At 61.1% G+C, this 13,469-nt stretch carries 12 protein-coding genes and 2 tRNA genes; 5 read left to right on the top strand and 9 right to left on the bottom strand.

The features are described from left to right. From tuf to AB5Y84_RS16635, 3 genes are all read right to left on the bottom strand, one after another. A partial coding sequence (gene tuf, locus AB5Y84_RS16625) for an elongation factor Tu (protein WP_021229319.1) occupies window positions 1-1,073 on the bottom strand: 1,073 nt, incomplete at its 3' end. Window positions 1,074-1,241: 168 nt separating this feature from the next. Next, window positions 1,242-1,316: transfer RNA gene (locus AB5Y84_RS16630), tRNA-Gly, on the bottom strand. A gap of 38 nt (window positions 1,317-1,354) precedes the next feature. Continuing rightward, a tRNA-Tyr gene (locus AB5Y84_RS16635) sits at window positions 1,355-1,439 on the bottom strand. A gap of 263 nt (window positions 1,440-1,702) precedes the next feature. Between AB5Y84_RS16635 and coaA the strand changes: the two genes are divergently transcribed. Further along, window positions 1,703-2,641 (top strand): type I pantothenate kinase, encoded by a 939-nt coding sequence (gene coaA, locus AB5Y84_RS16640; RefSeq protein ID WP_120416174.1) that lies wholly within the window; start codon window positions 1,703-1,705, stop codon window positions 2,639-2,641. Window positions 2,642-2,721: 80 nt separating this feature from the next. On the opposite strand, the gene birA is transcribed toward coaA, so the two are convergent. Both birA and murB read right to left on the bottom strand, forming a co-directional pair. Beyond that, on the bottom strand, window positions 2,722-3,687 hold the full coding sequence (birA, locus tag AB5Y84_RS16645) for a bifunctional biotin--[acetyl-CoA-carboxylase] ligase/biotin operon repressor BirA (RefSeq protein WP_042054815.1): 966 nt from the start codon (window positions 3,685-3,687) through the stop codon (window positions 2,722-2,724). Next, on the bottom strand, window positions 3,684-4,721 hold the full coding sequence (murB, locus tag AB5Y84_RS16650; protein WP_368177410.1) for a UDP-N-acetylmuramate dehydrogenase: 1,038 nt from the start codon (window positions 4,719-4,721) through the stop codon (window positions 3,684-3,686). The genes birA and murB overlap by 4 nt, the downstream gene beginning before the upstream one ends. A gap of 127 nt (window positions 4,722-4,848) precedes the next feature. Here murB and AB5Y84_RS16655 point away from each other — a divergent pair, with 127 nt between their 5' ends. Continuing rightward, window positions 4,849-5,502: a TrkA family potassium uptake protein gene (locus AB5Y84_RS16655; protein ID WP_005339863.1), complete on the top strand. Its 654-nt coding sequence runs from the start codon at window positions 4,849-4,851 to the stop codon at window positions 5,500-5,502. Next, complete coding sequence (locus tag AB5Y84_RS16660) at window positions 5,499-6,854, top strand: TrkH family potassium uptake protein (RefSeq protein ID WP_005341850.1); 1,356 nt, start codon at window positions 5,499-5,501, stop codon at window positions 6,852-6,854. The genes AB5Y84_RS16655 and AB5Y84_RS16660 overlap by 4 nt, the downstream gene beginning before the upstream one ends. 40 nt (window positions 6,855-6,894) lie before the next feature. On the opposite strand, the gene AB5Y84_RS16665 is transcribed toward AB5Y84_RS16660, so the two are convergent. Then, complete coding sequence (locus AB5Y84_RS16665; protein WP_368177411.1) at window positions 6,895-7,725, bottom strand: cupin domain-containing protein; 831 nt, start codon at window positions 7,723-7,725, stop codon at window positions 6,895-6,897. Window positions 7,726-7,826: 101 nt separating this feature from the next. On the opposite strand from AB5Y84_RS16665, the gene AB5Y84_RS16670 reads away from it, so the two are divergent. Then, window positions 7,827-8,360, top strand: a complete 534-nt coding sequence (locus AB5Y84_RS16670) for a carboxymuconolactone decarboxylase family protein (RefSeq protein ID WP_368177412.1) — start codon at window positions 7,827-7,829, stop codon at window positions 8,358-8,360. Between the two features lie 13 nt (window positions 8,361-8,373). Continuing rightward, window positions 8,374-8,814 carry a DUF417 family protein gene (locus AB5Y84_RS16675; protein WP_005357613.1) on the top strand — a complete coding sequence of 147 codons (441 nt, stop codon included), beginning with the start codon at window positions 8,374-8,376 and terminating at the stop codon, window positions 8,812-8,814. 40 nt (window positions 8,815-8,854) lie between these two features. Here AB5Y84_RS16675 and AB5Y84_RS16680 read toward each other — a convergent pair whose 3' ends face one another. The 3 genes from AB5Y84_RS16680 to AB5Y84_RS16690 form a co-directional block, all read right to left on the bottom strand. Next, window positions 8,855-10,828, bottom strand: a complete 1,974-nt coding sequence (locus tag AB5Y84_RS16680; RefSeq protein ID WP_368177413.1) for a DNA topoisomerase III — start codon at window positions 10,826-10,828, stop codon at window positions 8,855-8,857. 67 nt (window positions 10,829-10,895) lie between these two features. Beyond that, the gene (locus AB5Y84_RS16685) at window positions 10,896-11,393 is read right to left on the bottom strand and encodes a response regulator (protein ID WP_005339850.1); all 498 of its coding nucleotides are present in this window, start codon (window positions 11,391-11,393) and stop codon (window positions 10,896-10,898) included. 55 nt (window positions 11,394-11,448) lie between these two features. Beyond that, window positions 11,449-13,416 (bottom strand): ATP-binding protein, encoded by a 1,968-nt coding sequence (locus AB5Y84_RS16690; protein ID WP_368177414.1) that lies wholly within the window; start codon window positions 13,414-13,416, stop codon window positions 11,449-11,451. Window positions 13,417-13,469 lie beyond the last annotated feature (53 nt).

Genomic DNA, 13,469 nt, shown 5'->3' on the forward strand with positions numbered 1-13,469 from the left:
TTGATGTTGTCGCCCGGCATTACCATCTCTACGCCTTCCGGCAGTTCGATGGTACCGGTCACGTCGGTAGTACGGAAGTAGAACTGCGGACGGTAGCCTTTGAAGAACGGGGTATGACGACCACCTTCTTCTTTTGACAGTACGTACACTTCAGATTCGAACTTGGTGTGCGGCTTGATAGAACCTGGCTTGGCCAGTACCTGACCACGCTCTACGTCTTCACGCTTAACACCACGCAGCAGCGCGCCGATGTTCTCGCCTGCACGACCTTCGTCCAGCAGTTTGCGGAACATTTCAACACCGGTACAGGTGGTAGAAACGGTATCTTTGATACCAACGATTTCTACGGTCTCACCTACTTTAACGATACCGCGCTCTACACGACCGGTAACTACAGTACCACGGCCAGCGATAGAGAATACGTCTTCGATAGGCATCAGGAACGGCTGGTCAATCGCGCGCTCCGGCTCCGGGATGTAGGTATCCAGGTGGCCAGCCAGCTCGATGATCTTCTCTTCCCACTGAGCGTCGCCTTCCAGCGCTTTCAGTGCGGAACCACGAACTACCGGCAGGTCATCACCCGGGAAGTCGTACTCGGTCAGCAGTTCACGAACTTCCATCTCAACCAGTTCGAGCAGCTCTTCGTCATCAACCATGTCACACTTGTTCATGAACACGATCATGTACGGGATACCAACCTGACGACCCAGCAGGATGTGCTCACGAGTCTGCGGCATCGGGCCGTCAGTCGCTGCTACTACCAGGATCGCGCCGTCCATCTGGGCAGCACCGGTGATCATGTTTTTAACGTAGTCGGCGTGACCCGGGCAATCTACGTGGGCGTAGTGACGGGTAGCGGTGTCGTATTCTACGTGGGAGGTGTTGATGGTGATACCACGCTCACGCTCTTCCGGTGCCTTGTCGATCTGGTCGAAGGCGAAAGCTTTACCACCGAAGTGCTTGGCCAGCACGTTGGTGATAGCTGCAGTCAGGGTGGTTTTACCGTGGTCAACGTGGCCGATGGTACCCACGTTAACGTGCGGTTTATTACGCTCAAATTTTTCTTTAGACATGATCGTCCCTCTAAACTAACGCTGAGTACGCGGTGGCAAGCTAACCACAGAACAGTTTATATGATGGATTTGAATCTGGTGGGAAAGAGAGAGGTACTGATGGCTGGTTCGCTTGCCGAACTCACCCTAGGGTGTGGCTCTGCTAACGCCTGAGCCATATCAGCATCTTGGAGCGGGCAGCGGGAATCGAACCCGCATCATCAGCTTGGAAGGCTGAGGTAATAGCCATTATACGATGCCCGCATTTCTCTAACCCAAAGAACTCAAACCGCAGAGAAATATGGTGGAGGGAGAAGGATTCGAACCTTCGAAGGCAGAGCCGTCAGATTTACAGTCTGATCCCTTTGGCCGCTCGGGAACCCCTCCAGACGCCAGATTGTCACAACGGTAATTCTGCTTGCACCCGTTGTGTTTATCGCTTTTGCACGGCAAATAGACGACAGACAGTCAAGCGTCGCGCATTTTATTGTAAGGTTTTGGGGGATGCAACCATTGAACCCGGCAAAATATGCTTTATTGCTGGGAAGTTTGCAAAAAAGCGGGGGCAAACAAGCCAATCCTGCTGCGTCCCTTGTCGCTCCCCCACCCTTGGTGTATGGTCGCCGTGCCCAAGAAACAGTGATGACACCATGACGACAGAGCATAACCCCTATCTGCAATTCACCCGCGAACAATGGGCGTTATTGCGCGATTCGGTCCCCCTGACCCTGACCGAACACGATCTGCAGACCCTGCGCGGGATCAACGAGAAGGTGTCATTGCGGGAAGTGGAAGAGATATATCTGCCTCTCTCCCGCCTGCTCAATCTCTATGTCAAAGCCAAACAGCGTCGCAGCCGGGTGCTGGAGCAGTTCCTCGGCCAGTCCCGTGGCAAGGGCACCTATATCATCAGCATTGCCGGCAGTGTGGCGGGGGGAAAAAGCACCACGGCCCGTATTCTGCAGGCCCTGCTGGAGCGCTGGCCGGAACACCCGCGGGTGGAACTGGTCACCACCGACGGCTTCCTCTATCCCAACAAGGTACTGGAAGAGCGCGGCCTGATGCGCCGCAAGGGGTTCCCGGAATCCTACGACATCCGCCATCTGGTGGAGTTTGTCGCCAACATCCGCGCCGGTCACGAGAAGGTCGAAGCGCCGGTTTACTCCCACCTTATCTACGACATCATTCCCGATGAGAAGAAGGTGGTGGAGCAGCCGGACATCCTGATCCTGGAAGGGCTCAATGTGCTGCAAAGCGGCATGGACTACCCTCAGGAGCCCCATCGGGTCTTCGTGTCGGACTTCGTCGACTTCTCCATCTATGTGGATGCCGATACCGAACTGCTGCGTACCTGGTATATCGAACGCTTCCTGAAATTCCGCAGCGGCGCCTTCTCGGATCCCGACTCCTACTTCCATAACTACGCCAAGCTGGCGGAGAGTGAGGCGACCCAGATCGCCAGCAACATCTGGCAAGATATCAACTATCTGAATTTGCAAGAAAATATCCTGCCAACGCGTGAGCGAGCCAACCTGATCATGACCAAGGGCCATGAGCACGCCATCGAGCAGATCAAACTGCGCAAATGATGACTGCAGTTGCCGGATAACGAAGAGGGGGCCCGCAGGCCCCCTCTTCTATTTGGCATCATGAGCGGCCTTGCTGACCCTCAGTCGCCCCGGCGCAGGGAGAGCTCGCCCCCCAGATAGAATTTGATCCCTTCGCCTGTCTCCAGTCGCAGGGCGCCGCGATCGTCGATACCACGAGCGATGCCGCGGATCTCCTGATCACCCATCAGCAGGCGCACCGGGCGACCGGCAAAGTGATCGAGCCGGTTCCAGTCATCGACAAAGCTTGCCAGCCCCTGCTGCTCAAAGGTGTGCAGCGCCCGCTGCAGATGGACGATCATCCGGGCTGCCAACTGATTGCGATCCACCAGTTCCGGATTAATGTGGCGCAGCTCGGCCCAGGCCTGATCGATCTTCTCCCCTTCGCGGGCAGGCATCGCCAGATTGAGACCGATGCCGATCACCAGATGACAGCTGGCCCCGGCGCTACCGCTCATCTCTACCAGAATGCCCGCCAGCTTGCGGCCCTGATAGTAGAGGTCGTTCGGCCACTTGAGCTCGACCCCCTGATAACCAAGGGACTCCAGCGCTTCAACCACTGCCACGCCGACCGCCAGACTCAACCCCATGGCCGCCGCCATGCCTTGTTCGAGTCGCCAGTACATGCTGAGGATCAGCTGGCAACCAAACGGCGAAATCCAGGGTTTGCCACGACGCCCGCGCCCGGCTGTCTGGCACTCGGCCAGACAGCTCTCGCCAGAGCGCAGCTCATTGACCCGATCCAGCAGGTGTTGGTTGGTCGAGCCAATGACCGGAAAACAGTGCACCGGCGCCATCGGAGCCAGTGCCTGCAAGGTGGCCTGATCATAGAGCGCCATCGGCACCGCCAGCCGGTAGCCCTTGCCGGTCAGGCTAAAGAGATCCAGCCCCAGCTCCTTGAGCGCCGCCATGTGTTTGCTTACCGCCGCCCGGCTGATGCCGAGCTGCTCACCCAGCTGTTCGCCGGAGTGAAACTGGCCGTCGCTAAGCAGGGTGATCAGGGTCTGTCTGATGGGAGTCAACGTCATGAGAGCACCTCGTCGAGCCAGGTTTCACCGTGCGCGCCCATAAAGCGCACCTCATGCTCCAGCACCACGCCAAACGTCTGCTCCACGCTGTCGCGGACATGGGCCGCCAGCGCGATCAGCTCCATGGCACTGGCGCCCCCCAGATTGACCAGCACCAGCGCCTGCTCCTGATGGACGGCGGCGCGGCCAATGGCGAAACCTTTCAAACCGCACTGATCGATGAGCCAGCCCGCCGCCAGCTTGGCCTGCCCTTCTCCGGCCGGATAGCAGGGCATCTGCGGATAGCGCGTCTTGAGATTCTCCGCCAGCGCGGCAGGCACCACCGGATTCTTGAAGAAGCTGCCCGCATTGCCGAGCACGGCGGGATCCGGCAGCTTGGCCATGCGGGTGGCACAGACGGTATCGAAGATGGCCTGCGCCGAAGGCGCGTCACCGAGCGCCGCCAGTGGGCCATAGCCCTGCACCGGTTGCCACGCCTTGGGCAGTTTGAGCCCGACGGCGGTGATCAGGTGGGAATCCTGATACTCGTGTTTGAAGATGCTGTCGCGATAACCGAAGCGGCACTCTGCCGCCGCGATCCGTTCAATCTCGCCACTCGGCCAGTTGAACGCCTCGACATAGGCGCAGAAGTCGGCCAGCTCAACGCCATACGCACCGATGTTCTGCACCGGCGCTGCACCGACCGTACCGGGAATGAGCGCCAGATTCTCCAGCCCGAACCAACCCTGTTGCAAGGTATGACGCACCAGCTGATGCCAATCTTCACCGGCCGCCACATGGAGCAACCAGTGATCGCCGCCATCTTCAGCGGTAATTCCCTTGAGCCGGTTGAGCACCACCAGACCGAGAAAATCGGTGGTGAAGAGCATGTTGCTGCCGCCGCCCAGATTGAGGCGTGGCAACTGGTTGAGCTGTGGATCGGCACGCAGGGTCGCCAGATCGGCAACCTGCTCCACCTCGGCCAGCCAGAGGCAGTACGCATCGAGGGCAAGGGTGTTGAGCTTCAACAAGGAGGCGTTGGCATTCAGTTTCATCGGTCTATCCCGGCTTGGTGCAAGGGCGCAGTCTACCTCAAGTTACCCCATGACGAAAAACCCGAGCCCTTTTCGGGGGAATAGCAGTGGTTTAGAGTAGGCGACTTCAACTGCTGAGGAACAACTCATGAACAACCAGTTTGCCGTCATCGGCCTGGGCCTGTTTGGCAGCGCGCTGTGCGAAGAGCTGCAACGGCAAGATGCCGAAGTACTGGCCATCGATATCGACGAGAGCAAGACCCGGCAAATCGCCGCCCTCTGCAATCACGTCATCGTGGCCGACGCCACCGACGAGGCCACCGTGGCCGAGCTGGGACTGGCCAATTTCGATATCGTCTTCGTTGCCATCGGTGACAACCTGGAGACCAGCATCCTCACCACCCTCGTCTTGAAAGAGGCAGGCGTGAAGAAGGTGTGGGTCAAGGCGCGCGACAAGTTCCACGCCAAGATCCTGCAGAAAGTGGGCGCCGACAAGGTGATCAACCCGGAGTGGGACATGGGCCGCCGGGTCGCCCAGAGCATGCTGGACAACCGGCTGTTCGACTATCTGGAGCTGGGCCACGACATGGTGCTGACCGAGTTCGTGATCGGCCTGCAACAGAACGGCCGGGAACTGGGCGACTTCCATCTGCTGCAACAGAGCGATTTCCAGCTGCTCGCCATCAAGCGTGGTGACGTGCTGCACAACGTGCTGACCGGCAAGATGGAGCTGCAACTGGGCGACATCCTGATCCTGGCGGGCAACAAGCACGCCATCGACCACTGGCTCGAAACCCTATGATCAACTGGCGCAGCAGCTACGCCTTCGCCCTCCATCGGGAGCAGGACTCTCGCTGGAGCGAAGCCCGGCTGATCCTCGGCAGCTTTCTGATCATTCTGCTGATTGGCACCATCTTTCTGGTGCAACCCTCCAGCCACAATGGCGAGGTTACCTTCGTCAACGCCCTGTTTACCGCCACCTCGGCCATCAGCGTGACAGGTCTTGGCGTGGTGGATACCGGCACCGCCTTCACCCTGCAGGGGCAGATTTTCCTGTTGATGCTGATGGAGATCGGCGGTCTGGGCCAGATGACCATGACCCTGCTGCTGATAGCCATCTTCAGCAAGCGGGTCGGTCTGCGCCAACAGGTACTGGCCAAGGAGGCGCTGGGACAGGAAGGCTCGGTCAACATCATTCAGCTGGTCAAACGGATCGTCCTGTTCGCCTTTATCGCCCAACTGATCGGTACCGGCATCATGGCGATCCGCTGGGTGCCCGAGATGGGTTGGGTGCACGGCCTCTATGTCAGCTTCTTCCACGCGGTATCAGCCTTCAACAACGCCGGGTTTTCGCTCTTTGCCAACAACCTCATCGACTATAGGGACGACCCCATCATCAGCCTGACCATCGCCGGTCTGCTGATCCTGGGGGGGATCGGCTTTACCGTCATCGTCGATCTGGTGCGCAACCGCCGCTGGCGCAAGCTGAAGCTGCACAGCAAGCTGATGTTGCTGATGACCCCGGCGCTGCTGCTGGCCGGTACCCTGATGTTCTGGCTGCTGGAACACAACAACCCGGGCACCCTCGGCAAGGCCGGTATCGGTGGCCAGCTGCTGGCTGCCTTCTTCCAGTCTGCCAGTGCCCGTACCGCCGGTTTCAATACCATAGATATCGGGCTGATGACCCCGGCGGCGCTGCTGTTTCTGATGATGCTGATGTTTATCGGTGCCGGTGCCACCTCGACCGGTGGCGGTATCAAAGTCACCACTTTCGCCGTGGTGCTGCTGGCGACCAAGGCGTTTCTGACCAAACGACCTCATGTCACCGCTTTTGGCCGCACCCTGTCGCCCCAGATCGTGACCCGATCGCTGGCCATCATCATCGTCAGCACCATGGTGCTGATGCTGGCGATGTTCCTGCTGATGGTGACCGAGGATCTGCCGTTCGACAAAATCATGTTCGAGACCATCTCGGCATTTGCCACCGTCGGCCTCTCCACCGGCATCACCGCCTCCCTGAGCGAGCCGGGCAAGCTGATCCTGGTGCTGGTGATGATCTGCGGCCGTCTCGGCCCCCTGACCCTGGCCTTTATGCTGGCCCGCCCGGTCGAGACCCGCATCCGTTATCCGGAAGAGAACGTCTATACCGGCTGACCAGCCATGAACACGGGGCAGCCACTGGCTGCCCCGTTTTTTATTCGGCTTGTTGCTGCGCCTTGAGCCAGCGCCCCGGGCTCACCCCCAGCTCCCGCTCGAATGCCCGACCAAAGGCAACACTGCTGCTGTACCCCGCCCCCAACGCCACCTGCACCATGGGCTCCCCCGCCAGCAGTTGCTGGCACGCTAGCGCCATGCGCCAGTGGGTCAGATAACCCAGCGGCGCTTGACCAACCCGCTCCTGAAACCTCGCGGCAAAGCGGGCCCGCGACATGCCGGCCTCCCGCGCCAGCGTGGCCACCGTCCAGGGTTCATCCCCACGCTGATGCATCACCGAGATCGCCTTGGCCAACTGGGGATCGGAAATGCCTGCCAGCATCCCCTGCTGACACACCCCTTGCTCGACCAGATGACGCAGCAGCAGGATCAAAAGTACCTCCAGCAAGCGGGAGATCAGCGGATCCTGCCCGTAGCGGGGATGAAATGCCTCGTCAAACAACTGGTTCAGCACCGGCGTCAGGGCAGGCAACTCACGTAGCGGCAGCACCAGCGAGCCCGGTAATGCCAGTTGCAACGGCGATGCGCCCCCCTTGCCGAATGCGACATTGGCGCACACCAAATCACAACCCCCCAGCGTTCTGGGTTCAAGCTTGTGAGGACGTCCCCGAGGGAACAGGATCAGGGTCGGCTCCTCGAGCAGCAAGCTTGCTCCCCCCTCTTCACGCAACATGACGGCGCCACTGCGCAGCAGATGAAGATGTCCGCCACTCGGATAATCATCACTGGAGGAGTTCTGGCACAGGTTGCCAGCGAAGAAGATCTTGGCTTCGGGGGAGGCATGAACCAACAGGGCAGAGAGCGGATCCATATTTGAGACGAATAGTATTTATTTGCAGACGATGAGTGATAAACCGTATCACGAATGACGGCACACTGTCTCCCGTACCTTCACAACCACAGGAGAAGATCATGAGCCGTATCCAACCCGTATCCCAGCCGCACCCCGCAGCCGCCCAGACCCTGGCCACCCTGCAACGCAATCTGGGTATGGTGCCCAACCTCTACGCCACCCTGGCCCACTCGCCAGCCCTGCTCAATGGCTTCCTGGCCTTTGCCGAGGCGCTTGGCAAGGGGCGTCTCACTGCCCCACAACGGGAGTTGCTGGCACTGGCCATAGGTCAAGCCAACGCCTGCCAATACTGTTTATCTGCCCACACACTACTGGCGGGCAAGGCCGGATTCTCGGCTCAGGAGATCCGGGCGGCCCGGCTCGGCCAAGCCTCGGCTCCCCTTGATCACGCCCTGCTGCAACTGGCAACGGCACTGGTCAACCAGCGCGGGGTGATCAGTGACGAGCAGCTTGCTAGCGCCCGTGCCGCAGGCGTAGATGACGAGCTGCTGCTGGAGGTGCTCGGCCAGGTGGTGGTCAATACCCTGACCAACTATGGCAACCACCTGGCGGCGACCGAGATCGACTTCCCGCCCGTCACTCTGACCCCTTAAACAAGGAGCCCCCATGCAGCAACATGACAAAGGCTTTCTGGTCGCGCTGGCGGGAGTGGTATTGACCCTGCTCTGGATCGGCGTCTTCAAGTTTACCCCGACAGAAGCAGCCGCCATCAAACCACTGGTAGCCAGCCACCCCTTGATGAGCTGGCTCTATGGCCCCCTGTCGGAACAGAGCGTATCGAACCTGATCGGGGTGGTCGAGATAGTGATCGCCATCGGGCTGGTCGTGGGTCTGTGGCAACCTCGCATCGGTTACTGGTGCAGCATGGGGGCTATCGTCACCTTCCTGGCGACGCTGAGCTTCCTGCTGACTCTGACAGGTGTCTGGAAGATGGTTGACGGCGTGCCAGTCACCGAGTTCTTCCTGTTCAAGGATCTGGTGTTTCTCGGTGTGGTTCTGCACTACCAGCACAGGATCCGTGCCAGCTTGTCCACTCAGGCAGCCTGACAACAATGCCTTTGGCGCCCAGGATGGGCGCCTTTTTTCGTTATGCCGCCCTGGTCTGACGCTTACTGGCCGTCTTGCGCGGTCGGGGCCCGCCAGTCGTGCTGGCCGCCGGACTCTTGCGCCTGGTAAAACGCCGCTTGCCGGCACCCGGCGCCTCCTTGGGCAGGGCGCTGAAGCTGGCGCCGGAGTCCTGCCGCGCCCCTTCAATCAGGCCGTTGAGCTGCTCGGTGAGCGGCCCCATAAACTGCTGGTAGCTGCCGTGACGCTCGGCGATCTGGCCTAGGCTCTGCTCCCACAGCGCCGTCATATCCGGCGTGGTGGCCGTCGCAGGCAGCGCCTGCACCAGCGCCCGCCCGGTCGGGGTCGCCTTGATGCTCTTGCCCTGACGCACCAGAAAGCGGCGCTTGAACAGCAGGTCGATGATGCCGGCCCGGGTCGCTTCTGTGCCGAGGCCGTCTGTGTCGCGCAGGGTCTTGCGGATCTCGGGATCCTGCACATAGCGGGCGATGCCGGTCATGGCCGCCAGCAGGGTGGCATCGGTGAACGACTTGGGCGGCTGGGTCATCTTCTCCTGCAGTTCGCCCCGCTCGCAGAACAGTTGTTCGCCCTCCTTCAGCGCGGGTAGCGTGCCCGCCTTCTCTTCGTCGTCATCCTCCTCCACCCCGAGCAGCGCCTTCCAGCCCGCTTTGAGAATGCGCCGCGCCTTGGCCTGAAACAGACCACCGGCGATGCGCAGCAGCACCTTGCAGTCGTTGTATTCGAACGGGGGATAGAACTGCAGCAGATACTGGCGGGCAATCAGGCCATAGAGCTTCGCCTCGTCGGCCCCCAGCGTGGCGGGGTTGCCCTGCTTCTCGGTGGGGATGATGGCGTGGTGGGCATCCACCTTGCTGTCGTTCCACGCCTTGCTGCGGATCTTGCCGTCTGCCTCGGCAACCGCCTTGACCAGCGCAGGAGCAGTGGCAGCGATGGCGCCGCGCACCTGCTCGGCCCGCTTGAAGTGGTCGGTCGGCAGATAACGGCTGTCGGAGCGCGGGTAGGTGATGAGCTTGTGGCGCTCGTAGAGGCTCTGGCAGATGTCGAGCACTCGCTTGGCATCCATGCCGAAGCGCTTGGCGGCATCGATCTGCAGGCTGGAGAGGTTGTAGGGCAGCGGCGCCGCCTGCTTGCGGGCCTGCTCCTCCACCGATTCGACCTGAGCGGGCTGGCCGTTGATCCGGCTCACCACCTTGTCGGCCAGCGCCCGATTGAGCACTCGCCCCTCCTCATCCTGCCACGGCAGGCAGGCTTCCGATGGCAGCCACTTGGCGGTGAAGCGCTCGTTGCTATCGGTCAGCAGATGGGCCAGCACCTCGTAGAAGGGTTTGGGGACGAAGGCCTCGATCTCGAGATCCCGCCGCACAACCAGCCCCAGCAGCGGGGTCTGCACCCGACCGACCGAGAGCAGCTCGCTGCAACCCGCCTTACGCCCGAGCAGGGTGTAGGCGCGGGTCATGTTGATACCGTAGAGCCAGTCGGCCCGACTGCGGGCCAGCGCCGAGACCGCCAGCGGTACGAATTCCTTGTTGTCCCTCAGCTTCTCGAGAGCGCGGCGCACCGCAGGCGGGTTGAGATCGCTGATGAGGCAGCGCTGCACCGGCTTGGTTTTCGGGTAGCCGAGAAAGTCGATCACCTCGTCCACCAGTAGTTGCCCTTCCCGGTCCGGGTCACCGGCGTTGACCACGCAGTCCGCCTGCTTGATCAGCCGCTTGATGACGGTGAGCTGGGTTTTGGTCTTGGGCTTGGCCACCAGCTGCCACTGGGCGGGGATGATGGGGAGATGCTCCATCCGCCACTGCTTGAAGGCGGCGTCATAGGCATCGGGCTCGGCCTGCTCCAGCAGATGGCCGATGCACCAGGTGACCACATCCCCCTGGGCTGTTTCGATAAAACCGTCGCCCTTCTTGTGGGGCTTGGGCAGGGCATCGGCAATGGCACGGCCCAGCGTGGGCTTCTCGGCGATAAAGAGTCGCATCGGTGGCTACCTGCAATACTGTATATGCAGACAGTATACAACTGCCACCGCGAAAGCCCAACTGCCCCTATTCGTCGAACGGGTGATCGTGGATGGCGGCAAACAGCCGCGCCTGATTGAGCAGCGGCGCAAAGTGGAAGGCATTTTCGCCATCTTCCGCCAGCAGGTAGTCGGTCAGCTGTTCGCGCACCGCCTCTTGCAGGGTCTCCAGCTTCCACGGCTTGGCAAGGTAGTAGTGCAACCCGCCGCGATTGACCGCTTCGACGGTGGCCTCCAGCCCCGCTTGTCCGGTCAGCAGCAATTTGCGGCTGGCACGGGTGGAGGCTCGCCGGTTCAGCTCCACCAGAAAATCGACCCCCAGGGTTCCCGGCATGATGTGGTCACAAAGGATCAGCGCCAGCTTGTTGCCGTCGCGCTCCCACTCCTCCACCACCGCTCGCGCCTCATCGACGCTCTCGGCAGCCTCCAGCTCGAAGTGGGAACGGAACGGGGCGAGATCGTGGATCACCGCATCCAGCACCTCCCGCTCATCGTCCACACACAGGATCAGATAGTGTTTGTTCATTGCTCCTCCTTGGCGACATGGTTTGGCACGCCGCGCGATTGATGCTGGCGACGGCTCAGGCCGCATGCTCCTTGTTGTGATGAGGTTCGCCCCCGTAACCGGCCTGCCCCATGCCGTCCAGCGGCAGACAGACCCGCATCCGGGTGTAACGGCCCGGTTCGGAGGCCACCTCAATCCGGCCGTGGTGCTGCTGAACTATCTGCAGCGAAACGCTCAGACCGATACCGAGGCCGAAATGTCCCTCCCGCTTGGTGGTGAAGTTGAGATCGAAGATCCGCTGCCACAGCTCGGGCTCGATGCCGCAACCGCTATCCTCGATCTCTACCATGACCCACTCGGGATCCAGCAACCCGGTGCGAATGGTGAGTCGCCCCGAGCCGCTCATGGCATCCAGACTGTTGGCGATGAGGTTGGTCCACACCTGTTGCAGGGCGATGGGATGACAGCGCACCAGCGGCAACGGCTGGTACTCCTTGCAGATCTCATGATGCTTGAGGCGGTTTTCGAAAATCATCAAGGTATCTTCCAGCCCCTCGTGCAGGTCTACCAGCGAGGGCTCGGCCCGATCCTGCCGGGCATACTGCTTGAGGCTCTTGACCAGATCGCCGATGCGACGAGCACACACTTCGATATTGCGCAGGAAGCTGCCGGTCTGCTGGAACAGCTCCAGCCGGGAGAGCAGCGCCTCCCGCTCGTCGGCAGTGCGGCTGGCAAACCAGCGCTGCCAGTTCAGCTCGTCATCCAGATTCATCTGCACCGCCAGCCGCGCCTGCTGGCGATCACCAAAGCGCCCCTCTGCCTGCCGCGTCTTGTCACGGATCTCGCTGGTCGAGACCGGCTGGGAGGAGAGCGCCTGACAGAGGGTCTGGTTGCCCAAACCCTTGATGGGAGCTGGCAGCTCGAGATTGACCAGATCGGGGATGGCGGCCCGCAGGGTCTCGCTGCCACGGATAATGGCCGCCACCGGGTTGTTCAGCTCGTGGGCGACACCGGCCACCAGTTGACCCAGCATCGCCATTTTTTCGCTCTCCACCAGCTGGGCGTGAGCGGCGTCGAGGGAGTTGAGGGTCTGTTGCAGCCGCATCTCGGTGCGGATGCTGTTTTGCAGGCGACGGTTGAAGTGGCGCAGCAGCAGGTTGGTAAAGGAGGGGAGCAGTTCGCTGCGCGCCTGCATCACCCGGGAGAATTGCAGCTTGTCGAGCTTGATCACCTCGGCGCCGGTCAGGGTCACGCCGGTGGTGAAGGCGGGTTCGCCGGTGACGAAGGACATGCCCCCCACCAGCGAGCCGGTACGGTAGTGCACCACCTCCTGATCGATCCCCTGCTCGTCCCGCTTGCGCAGCACCACCTCCCCCTTGGCGATAAACCAGAGGAAGCTGTTGGGCTCCCCCTCGCGGGTCAGCACATGGCCCGGGCTGTAGTGGCGGCAGACCCGCTCCTCGTCATTGCCCTCGAAAAACTGGTAGAGGCCGTCGATCACCACCCGCGACAGCTCTTCATCGCTGCAGTGGGTGTAATCCATAAAGCCCTGCCGATAGGCTGCCAACTGGCGATCGACATGGGCTCGCAGCAGCTTCTGGTTGTCGAGCACGGCGGCATAGCTCAGCAGGTCCGCATCGGGACGCTGCAATACAAAGTGGCTCGCCTGCTCGATCACCGCCCGGCGCAGGCTGCCATCGCGCCAGGGGCGTTGCAGGTAGTAGTCGAGACGACCGAGGTTGACCGCCTCGATGATCGATTTCATCTCCGGCTGGCTGCCGAGCAGGATCTTGCGGCACGCCTCGTGACGGCTGCCGAGGCGGATCAGAAAATCGGCCCCTCTCCCATCCCCCAGCTCGCTGTCACACACCACTACGGCGGGTGGCTGCCCCTTGCGATCCAGCTCGTCCAAGGCCAGCTCCGCCGACCCCTGACCGACCACCACCACCAACGCGAAATGGCCGAGCAGCGGAGCCAACTCCTGTTCGAATTCGGCCAGCAGTTGCACGTTGGCGGCGACACACAGCAGTGAGAAAGGGCTCATCAGCGACACTCCGTTGAGGCTCACTGCTCACTATATCAGCGAATCTTGTGGGG

The organism is Aeromonas sp. s11 (assembly GCF_040907945.1).
Classification (GTDB): domain Bacteria; phylum Pseudomonadota; class Gammaproteobacteria; order Enterobacterales; family Aeromonadaceae; genus Aeromonas; species Aeromonas veronii.

What these genes read in the sequence shown, in the direction of transcription:
- coaA (WP_120416174.1), top strand. Translation starts at nt 1,703, where the DNA reads ATGACGACAGAGCATAACCCCTATCTGCAATTCACCCGCGAACAATGG.
- birA (WP_042054815.1), bottom strand. Translation starts at nt 3,687, where the DNA reads ATGACGTTGACTCCCATCAGACAGACCCTGATCACCCTGCTTAGCGAC.
- murB (WP_368177410.1), bottom strand. Translation starts at nt 4,721, where the DNA reads ATGAAACTGAATGCCAACGCCTCCTTGTTGAAGCTCAACACCCTTGCC.
- AB5Y84_RS16655 (WP_005339863.1), top strand. Translation starts at nt 4,849, where the DNA reads ATGAACAACCAGTTTGCCGTCATCGGCCTGGGCCTGTTTGGCAGCGCG.
- AB5Y84_RS16660 (WP_005341850.1), top strand. Translation starts at nt 5,499, where the DNA reads ATGATCAACTGGCGCAGCAGCTACGCCTTCGCCCTCCATCGGGAGCAG.
- AB5Y84_RS16665 (WP_368177411.1), bottom strand. Translation starts at nt 7,725, where the DNA reads ATGGATCCGCTCTCTGCCCTGTTGGTTCATGCCTCCCCCGAAGCCAAG.
- AB5Y84_RS16670 (WP_368177412.1), top strand. Translation starts at nt 7,827, where the DNA reads ATGAGCCGTATCCAACCCGTATCCCAGCCGCACCCCGCAGCCGCCCAG.
- AB5Y84_RS16675 (WP_005357613.1), top strand. Translation starts at nt 8,374, where the DNA reads ATGCAGCAACATGACAAAGGCTTTCTGGTCGCGCTGGCGGGAGTGGTA.
- AB5Y84_RS16680 (WP_368177413.1), bottom strand. Translation starts at nt 10,828, where the DNA reads ATGCGACTCTTTATCGCCGAGAAGCCCACGCTGGGCCGTGCCATTGCC.
- AB5Y84_RS16685 (WP_005339850.1), bottom strand. Translation starts at nt 11,393, where the DNA reads ATGAACAAACACTATCTGATCCTGTGTGTGGACGATGAGCGGGAGGTG.
- AB5Y84_RS16690 (WP_368177414.1), bottom strand. Translation starts at nt 13,416, where the DNA reads ATGAGCCCTTTCTCACTGCTGTGTGTCGCCGCCAACGTGCAACTGCTG.